Origin of the sequence: Pseudomonas sp. RGM2987 (assembly GCF_022952855.1) — a bacterium.
In the GTDB taxonomy this organism is placed as follows: Bacteria; Pseudomonadota; Gammaproteobacteria; order Pseudomonadales; family Pseudomonadaceae; genus Aquipseudomonas.
Window position 1 is genome coordinate 1 of the sequence record NZ_JALJDX010000083.1, and the last position, 8,335, is coordinate 8,335.

7 protein-coding genes are annotated in these 8,335 nt (G+C 62.3%); all 7 read left to right on the forward strand.

Annotated elements, in window-relative coordinates; translation table 11 throughout:
* The first annotated feature begins 132 nt into the window (after window positions 1-132).
* The 7 genes from RGM2987_RS01190 (at window position 133) to ugpC (ending at window position 8,281) form a co-directional block, all read left to right on the forward strand.
* Window positions 133-864, forward strand: coding sequence for a response regulator transcription factor (locus tag RGM2987_RS01190; protein ID WP_245138291.1), 732 nt, complete (start codon window positions 133-135; stop codon window positions 862-864).
* Entirely contained in the window at window positions 854-2,323 is a 1,470-nt protein-coding gene (locus RGM2987_RS01195; RefSeq protein ID WP_245138292.1) for an ATP-binding protein, read from the forward strand. The genes RGM2987_RS01190 and RGM2987_RS01195 overlap by 11 nt, the downstream gene beginning before the upstream one ends.
* 228 nt (window positions 2,324-2,551) lie before the next feature.
* A complete protein-coding gene (locus RGM2987_RS01200) occupies window positions 2,552-3,811 on the forward strand; it encodes an AGE family epimerase/isomerase (RefSeq protein ID WP_245138293.1) in 1,260 nt (419 codons plus the stop codon).
* Window positions 3,812-3,927: 116 nt separating this feature from the next.
* Window positions 3,928-5,229 carry an ABC transporter substrate-binding protein gene (locus RGM2987_RS01205; protein ID WP_245138294.1) on the forward strand — a complete coding sequence of 434 codons (1,302 nt, stop codon included), beginning with the start codon at window positions 3,928-3,930 and terminating at the stop codon, window positions 5,227-5,229.
* 142 nt (window positions 5,230-5,371) lie between these two features.
* Window positions 5,372-6,280, forward strand: a complete 909-nt coding sequence (locus RGM2987_RS01210; protein WP_245138295.1) for a sugar ABC transporter permease — start codon at window positions 5,372-5,374, stop codon at window positions 6,278-6,280.
* The gene (locus tag RGM2987_RS01215; protein WP_245138296.1) at window positions 6,273-7,118 is read left to right on the forward strand and encodes a carbohydrate ABC transporter permease; all 846 of its coding nucleotides are present in this window, start codon (window positions 6,273-6,275) and stop codon (window positions 7,116-7,118) included. The genes RGM2987_RS01210 and RGM2987_RS01215 overlap by 8 nt, the downstream gene beginning before the upstream one ends.
* Before the next feature lie 2 nt (window positions 7,119-7,120).
* Window positions 7,121-8,281, forward strand: a complete 1,161-nt coding sequence (ugpC, locus tag RGM2987_RS01220) for a sn-glycerol-3-phosphate ABC transporter ATP-binding protein UgpC (RefSeq protein ID WP_245138297.1) — start codon at window positions 7,121-7,123, stop codon at window positions 8,279-8,281.
* The last annotated feature ends 54 nt before the right edge of the window (window positions 8,282-8,335 follow it).

Genomic DNA, 8,335 nt, shown 5'->3' on the forward strand with positions numbered 1-8,335 from the left:
GTGTCAGTCGACGAAAATGTTGAATGAAACCCCGCATTCGCGAGCAAGCCCGCTCCCACAAAGGGTTGCGGTTGTTTATAGATCCCGTCCATCAGGCATAATCCGCCAATCCAACCAGCAAGGACGAGGCCCGTGAGTTCAGTAAACAAATCGATTTTGTTGGTCGACGACGACCAGGAGATTCGCGAGCTGCTGGACACCTACCTCAGCCGTGCGGGTTTCCAGGTGCGCACCACGCCCGACGGCGCCGGATTTCGCCAGGCGTTGAACGATGCGCCGAGCGACCTGGTGATTCTCGACGTGATGCTGCCGGACGAAGACGGCTTCAGCCTGTGCCGCTGGGTTCGCCAGCACCCGCGCCAGGCCCATGTGCCGATCATCATGCTCACCGCCAGTTCCGACGAGGCCGACCGGGTGATCGGCCTGGAGCTGGGGGCCGATGATTACCTGGGCAAACCCTTCAGCCCCCGTGAACTGCAAGCGCGGATCAAGGCCTTGCTGCGTCGGGCGCAATTCGGCCAGGAACGCTCCGGCGGTGAGGTGCTGGCCTTCGATGAATGGCGGCTGGACATGGTCAGCCACCGACTGTTTCACGCTGACGGTGAGGAGGTGATTCTCTCCGGCGCCGACTTTGCCTTGCTCAAGCTGTTCCTCGACCATCCCCAGGAAATCCTCGACCGCGACACCATCGGCAACGCCACCCGGGGGCGTGAACTGATGCCCCTGGACCGGATCGTCGACATGGCGGTCAGCCGCCTGCGCCAGCGTCTGCGCGACACTGAGAAGCCACCGCGGCTGATCCGCACCGTGCGCGGCAGCGGTTATCAACTGGCGGCCACCGTGGTTGCCAGCAATGGTCACTGACTGGATCAGGAAGGTCGCAAAGCGGGTCCCGGTGCCGCGCTCGCTGCTCGGGCGGATGCTGCTGCTGACCTTGCTGGTGGTGCTGTTCGCCCAGACCCTGTCCAGCGTGATCTGGGTCTCGCAACTGCGCGCCACTCAGCTCGAAGGCCTGGTCACCGCCGCCCGCAGCCTGGCCCACTCGATGACCGCCAGCGTCAGCTACCTGCGTTCGCTGCCGGTGGCATATCGACCGCTGGTGCTGGATCAGTTGCGCAGCATGGGCGGCACGCGGTTTGTCGTCACGCTCAACGACAAGCCCCTGGGCATGGACGTATTGCCGGTGACGCCGCGCAAGCTCGCAGTGCTCAAGGCGGTGGACGAGGTGTTGCGCCGCTCCCTGGGCAATAACGCCGACATCTCGGTGAAGTTCGTCAGCCCCGAGGACCTGCGGATCTTCAACGGTGGGCTGAAACTCGACGAACTGCCGCGCTCCTGGGCGCATTACGCCTTGACGCTGGAACCGGTGAACCCGCCGGTGTTGGTCACGCAGATCCAGATGGCGCCCGGCGAATGGCTGTATATCGCCTCGTTGCTGCCAGAACCCTACACCAGCCTCGAAGAACAGGACCTGCCCAAGCAGCAGGTCGGTTTCATCGTGCTCACCAGTAGCCTGCTGTTACTGTTCATCGGCTTGCTGGTGCATTGGCAGAGCCGGCCGCTCAAGCGTCTGGCCCGCGTGGCGCGAGACATGTCCCTCGGTGCTGAAGTGGAACCGGTGGCCGAGGGCGGCGGCAGCGAAGTGGTGGAAGTCGGGCGGGCGTTCAATGCCATGCGCGAACGCATCAGCCGCTACCTGACCGAGCGCAGCCAGTTGTTCAGTGCGATCTCCCATGATTTGCGCACGCCCATCACCCGTCTGCGGTTGCGTGTCGAGCTGCTGGAGGACGAGAACCTGCAGGCCAAGTTCGGCCGCGACCTGGACGAGCTGGAGCTGTTGGTCAAAGGCGCGCTGCAATGCGTCAAGGACACCGACATCCATGAGAACATCGAGCCGGTGGACCTCAACCATGTACTCGAATGCCTGATCGAACCGTACCTGGCGCCCAACGGCAACGGCCGGGTGACCCAGGACGGTCGGGCGCAAGCGCCGTATCCCGGCAAGCCGCTGGCGCTCAAGCGCTGCATTGGCAACTTGATCGACAACGCCTTGAAATACGGGCAGAACGCCCACCTGCATATCGATGACGATGAGACCGCGTTTGTCCTGCATGTCGACGACGAAGGCCCTGGCGTGCCAGAGCAGCGGCTTGAGCAAGTCTTCGAACCGCACTTTCGCCTGGCCGGGCAACAGCAGGGCTATGGCCTGGGACTGGGCATCGCCCGCAACATCGCCCACAGTCATGGCGGCGAAGTGACGCTGCAGAACCTGCGCGAGGGTGGGTTGCGGGTGACGTTGCAGTTGCCTCGCAGTGTCGATTAGTCAGGCCGCGTTATCGTTCATCGCGAGCAAGCCCGCTCCCACAGGAGATTTGTGGAACGCCCGCGCCCCCTGTGGGAGCGGGCTTGCCCGCGAAGACGCCAGCAGCCTCACCTCATCTCTTGGAGAAATGTCACAAGCCTGTGACATAACTCGCCCCTTTCGTTACCTGCCACCCACCCTCCCTTGTTTAGACTCCCCCGCGTCAAAACAACAAAAAGGTCTTCCCCGATGAACACCTTCCAACCGGCCTTCAGCAGTTGGCTGAAGGCGCCTGCCCACCAGCACTGGCTCGCTGCCGAAGGTTTGCGATTGCTGGAATTCGCCAAGGCGTCGAAGCTGCCGGACGGCTTTGGCAACCTGGACGACCAGGGCCGTCTGCCGCCCGATGCCCGGGCCGAGACCATGAACACCGCGCGCATGACCCACAGCTTTGCCATGGCCCATATCCAGGGCCTGCCGGGTTTTACCGGGCTGGTGGACCATGGCGTCCAGGCCCTCAGTGGTGCCTTGCGCGATGCCGAGCACGGTGGCTGGTTTGCCACGGCGCGACCCCATGAGGATGGCGATGGCAAGGCCGCTTACCTGCATGCCTTCGTGGCCCTGGCCGCCAGTTCGGCAGTAATCGCCCGGCGCCCCGGCGCCCAGGCCTTGCTGGATGAGGCGGTGCGGATTATCGACACACATTTCTGGAGCGAAGAGGAGGGCACTCTGCGCGAGTCTTTCTCCCGCGACTGGAGCGATGAGGAGGCCTATCGCGGCGCCAACAGCAACATGCACGCCACCGAAGCGTTCCTGGCCCTGGCCGACGCCACCGATGATCCGCGTTGGTTGGCCCGCGCGTTGCGCATCGTCGAACGGGTGATCCATGGTCATGCCGCCGCGAACGATTATCTGGTGGTGGAGCATTTCGATCGCCACTGGCAACCGTTGCGCGAGTACAACCACGACAATCCGGCCGATGGCTTCCGCCCGTATGGCACCACCCCCGGCCACGGTTTTGAATGGGCGCGGCTACTGCTGCATCTCGAAGCGGCGCGGGTCCAGGCCGGCATGCTGACGCCGGGCTGGCTGGTCCAGGACGCGCAAAAACTTTTCGAGCAGAACTGCCGTCATGGCTGGGACGTCGACGGCGCGCCGGGCATTGTCTACACCTTGGACTGGGACAATCGCGCCGTGGTCCGTCACCGTCTGCATTGGGTCCACGCCGAGGCCGCCGCGGCCGCCAGCGCCTTGCTCAAGCGCACCGGCGAGGCCACCTACGAAACCTGGTACCGGCAATTCTGGGAATTTTGTGACACGTATTTCATCGACCGCTGCAACGGCAGTTGGCATCACGAGCTCGATCCGCAAAACCGTCCCAGCGCCGATATCTGGCCGGGCAAGCCGGACCTGTATCACGCCTGGCAGGCCGTGCTGATCCCGCGTCTGCCCCTGGCACCGAGCATGGCGTCGGCTCTGGCGCAGTTTTCCGGCACTTTGGCTGTGTAACCGTGTCGTGACATTTGCACGTCCCTTCGTTACCTGCGAAGGGATTCCCTCTGATTAGAATCCATGCAGCGCAAGCACCAGACTTGCATGCATAACAACAAGAAAGGTACTTCTAGATGAATGCGATTTCTCGCCTCGCTACTGTCATTTCTCTTGCTTCCTTGCTTCCCGTCGCAGCATTCCCTATCAGCGCCCTGGCCGCCGAATCCAAAGGTTCCGTGGAAGTCGTCCACTGGTGGACGTCGGGTGGCGAAAAAGCCGCGGTCGATGTGCTCAAGGCCCAGGTAGAAAAAGATGGCTTTACCTGGAAGGACGGTGCGGTCGCAGGGGGTGGCGGTTCCACTGCCATGACCGTGCTCAAGAGCCGTGCCGTAGCTGGCAACCCACCGGGCGTGGCCCAGATCAAAGGCCCGGACATCCAGGAATGGGCGTCCACCGGGCTGCTCGACAGTGACGTCCTCAAAGACGTTGCCAAGGAAGAGAAGTGGGACAGCCTGCTCGACAAGAAAGTCTCCGATACCGTGAAGTACGACGGTGACTACGTGGCCGTGCCGGTGAACATCCACCGCGTCAACTGGCTGTGGATCAACCCGGAAGTCTTCAAGAAAGCCGGTATCACGAAAAACCCGACCACCCTCGAAGAGTTCTATGCCGCTGGCGACAAACTCAAGGCGGCGGGTTTCATTCCGCTCGCCCATGGTGGTCAGCCTTGGCAGGACAGCACCGTGTTCGAAGCGGTGGTGCTTTCGGTGATGGGTGCCGATGGCTATAAGAAAGCCCTGGTCGACCTGGACAACAAAGCCCTGACCGGTCCGGAAATGGTCAAGGCGCTGACTGAGCTGAAGAAAGTCGCGACCTACATGGACGCCGACGGCAAGGGCCAGGACTGGAACCTGGAAGCAGCCAAGGTCATCAACGGCAAGGCCGGCATGCAGATCATGGGCGACTGGGCCAAGAGCGAATGGACCGCCGCCAAGAAAGTCGCCGGCAAGGACTACGAGTGCGTTGCCTTCCCGGGCACCGACAAGGCCTTTACCTACAACATCGACTCCCTGGCGGTGTTCAAGCAGAAGGACAAGGGCACCTCGGCCGGTCAGCAGGACATTGCCAAAGTGGTGCTGGGTGAGAACTTCCAGAAAGTCTTCAGCATCAACAAAGGCTCGATCCCGGTGCGCAACGACATGCTGGCCGACATGGCCAAGTATGGCTTCGATTCCTGCGCCCAGACCGCGGCCAAGGACTTCCTGGCGGACGCCAAGTCCGGCGGCCTGCAGCCGAGCATGGCGCACAACATGGCGACCACGCTGGCGGTGCAGGGCGCGTTCTTTGATGTCGTGACCAACTACATCAACGACCCGAAAGCCGACCCGGCCGATGCTGCCAAGAAGCTGGGCGCTGCGGTGCAGTCGGCCAAGTAACCGTTAGCCCTGTGGGAGCGGGCTTGCTCGCGAAAGCGGAGTGTCAGGCAACCGTGTATGGATTGACACGACGCCTTCGCGAGCAAGCCCGCTCCCACAAGGGATATCACTGTAGTTTCCAATCCCTGTACTGGATCTTCCCATGAGTTCTGTTGCTGTGTTCAGCAAGGCCTCGCCGTTCGATGCGCTGCAACGCTGGCTGCCAAAACTGGTGCTGGCGCCGAGCATGTTCATCGTCCTGGTGGGCTTCTATGGCTATATCTTGTGGACGTTCGTGCTGTCGTTCACCACCTCGACCTTCTTGCCGAACTACAAATGGGCTGGCCTGGCGCAATACGCGCGGTTGATGGACAACGATCGTTGGTGGGTGGCGAGCAAGAACCTGGCCGTGTTCGGCGGCATGTTCATCGGCATCACCCTGGTGATCGGGGTGTTGCTGGCGGTGTTCCTCGACCAGCGCATCCGCCGCGAAGGTTTCATCCGCACCATTTACCTGTACCCGATGGCGCTCTCCATGATCGTCACCGGCACGGCCTGGAAATGGCTGCTCAACCCGGGCATGGGCCTGGACAAATTGTTGCGTGACTGGGGCTGGGAAGGTTTCCGCCTCGACTGGCTGATCGACCCGGACCGGGTGGTGTACTGCCTGGTGATCGCGGCGGTGTGGCAAGCGTCGGGCTTCATCATGGCGATGTTCCTGGCCGGCCTGCGGGGTGTCGACCAGTCGATCATCCGCGCCGCACAGATCGACGGCGCGAGCATGCCGCGCATCTACCTCAAGGTGGTGCTACCCAGCCTGCGTCCGGTGTTCTTCAGCGCGGTGATGATCCTGGCGCACATCGCGATCAAGAGCTTCGACCTGGTGGCGGCGATGACCGCCGGCGGCCCGGGTTATTCCTCCGACCTGCCGGCGATGTTCATGTACTCCTTCACCTTCAGTCGTGGCCAGATGGGTATGGGCTCGGCCAGTGCGATCCTGATGCTCGGTGCGATTCTCGCAATCATCGTGCCTTACCTGTACTCCGAGCTGAGGACCAAGCGTCATGACTAGTCTCGCCGCCAAACCTTCCATCAGCCTGAGCCGCATCACGATCTACGCGGTGCTGATCCTCGCCGTGTTGCTGTACCTGGTGCCGTTGGTGGTCATGCTGCTGACCAGCTTCAAGACCCCGGAAGACATCAGCACCGGCAACCTGCTGAGCTGGCCGACCGTGGTCAGCGGTATCGGTTGGGTCAAGGCCTGGGCCACGGTGGATGGCTACTTCTGGAATTCGATCAAAATCACCGTCCCGGCGGTGCTGATCTCCACCGCCATCGGTGCGTTGAACGGCTACGTGTTGTCGATGTGGCGCTTCCGCGGCTCGCAGCTGTTCTTCGGTCTGCTGCTGTTCGGCTGCTTCCTGCCGTTCCAGACCGTGCTGCTGCCGGCGTCGTTCACCCTCGGCAAGATGGGCCTGGCCAGTACCACCACCGGCCTGGTGTTTGTGCACGTGGTCTACGGGCTGGCGTTCACCACGCTGTTCTTCCGTAACTACTACGTGAGCATTCCCGATGCGCTGGTCAAGGCCGCACGCCTGGACGGTGCGGGGTTCTTCACCATCTTCCGGCGGATCATCCTGCCGATGTCGACCCCGATCATCATGGTCTGCCTGATCTGGCAGTTCACCCAGATCTGGAACGACTTCCTGTTTGGCGTGGTGTTCTCCAGCGGCGATTCGCAGCCGATCACGGTGGCGCTGAACAACCTGGTCAACACCAGCACCGGGGCCAAGGAATACAACGTTGATATGGCGGCGGCGATGATCGCCGGGCTGCCGACCCTGCTGGTCTATGTGGTCGCAGGCAAGTATTTCGTGCGCGGCCTGACGGCCGGCGCAGTCAAGGGGTAATCATGGCAACGCTCGAACTTCGCAATGTACACAAGACCTATGGTGCCGGCCTGCCGGACACCCTGAAGAACATCGAGTTGTCGATCAAGGACGGTGAGTTCCTGATCCTGGTCGGCCCTTCGGGTTGCGGCAAGTCGACACTGATGAACTGCATCGCCGGCCTGGAGACCATCACCGGTGGCGCGATCATGATCGGCGACCAGGACGTCAGCGGCATGAGCCCCAAGGATCGCGACATCGCCATGGTGTTCCAGTCCTACGCGCTGTACCCGACCATGAGCGTGCGCGAGAACATCGAGTTCGGCTTGAAGATCCGCAAGATGAGCCAGTCGGCCATCGACGAAGAGGTCACCCGCGTGGCCAAGCTGTTGCAGATCGAACACTTGCTCAACCGCAAGCCCGGACAGCTCTCGGGCGGCCAGCAGCAGCGCGTGGCCATGGGCCGGGCGCTGGCGCGACGGCCGAAGATCTACCTGTTCGACGAACCGCTGTCCAACCTCGACGCCAAGCTGCGGGTCGAGATGCGCACCGAAATGAAACTGATGCACCAGCGCCTGAAAACCACCACGGTCTACGTCACCCACGACCAGATCGAAGCCATGACGCTGGGCGACAAGGTGGCGGTGATGAAGGACGGGATCATCCAGCAGTTCGGTACGCCGAAAGACATCTACAACAACCCGGCCAACCTGTTCGTGGCGAGCTTCATCGGTTCGCCGCCGATGAACTTCATCCCCCTGCGCCTGCAACGCAAGGACGGTCGCCTGCTGGCGCTGCTCGACAGCGGCCAGGCCCGGTGCGAGCTGCCGCTGGGCATGCAGGACGCCGGCCTTGAAGACCGCGAAGTGATTCTCGGCCTGCGTCCGGAACAGATCGTGCTGGCCGGCAGCGAGCCCAACGGCTTGCCGACCATCCGCGCCGAGGTCCAGGTCACTGAGCCGACCGGGCCGGACACCCTGGTATTTGTCAGTCTAAATGACACCAAGGTTTGCTGCCGCCTGGCGCCGGACGTCGCGCCGCAAGCAGGGGAGAATCTGACGCTTCAATTTGATCCTCAAAAAGTATTACTATTTGATGCGCAGACGGGTGAGCGCCTGGGAGTGGCGGATCAGACGCAAGCCCAGGAGCGAGCGCCGAACGTGGCGCAGTTCAAAGGCCGGTGAGAGATCAGTGTGGGAGCGAGCCTGCTCGCGATGACGGTGTGCCTGCCGTCGTAC

Bases quoted from the DNA above. Each gene is read 5' to 3' on its own strand.
- RGM2987_RS01215 (WP_245138296.1), top strand. From the start codon at position 6,273: ATGACTAGTCTCGCCGCCAAACCTTCCATCAGCCTGAGCCGCATCACG.
- RGM2987_RS01200 (WP_245138293.1), top strand. From the start codon at position 2,552: ATGAACACCTTCCAACCGGCCTTCAGCAGTTGGCTGAAGGCGCCTGCC.
- RGM2987_RS01195 (WP_245138292.1), top strand. From the start codon at position 854: ATGGTCACTGACTGGATCAGGAAGGTCGCAAAGCGGGTCCCGGTGCCG.
- RGM2987_RS01205 (WP_245138294.1), top strand. From the start codon at position 3,928: ATGAATGCGATTTCTCGCCTCGCTACTGTCATTTCTCTTGCTTCCTTG.
- RGM2987_RS01210 (WP_245138295.1), top strand. From the start codon at position 5,372: ATGAGTTCTGTTGCTGTGTTCAGCAAGGCCTCGCCGTTCGATGCGCTG.
- ugpC (WP_245138297.1), top strand. From the start codon at position 7,121: ATGGCAACGCTCGAACTTCGCAATGTACACAAGACCTATGGTGCCGGC.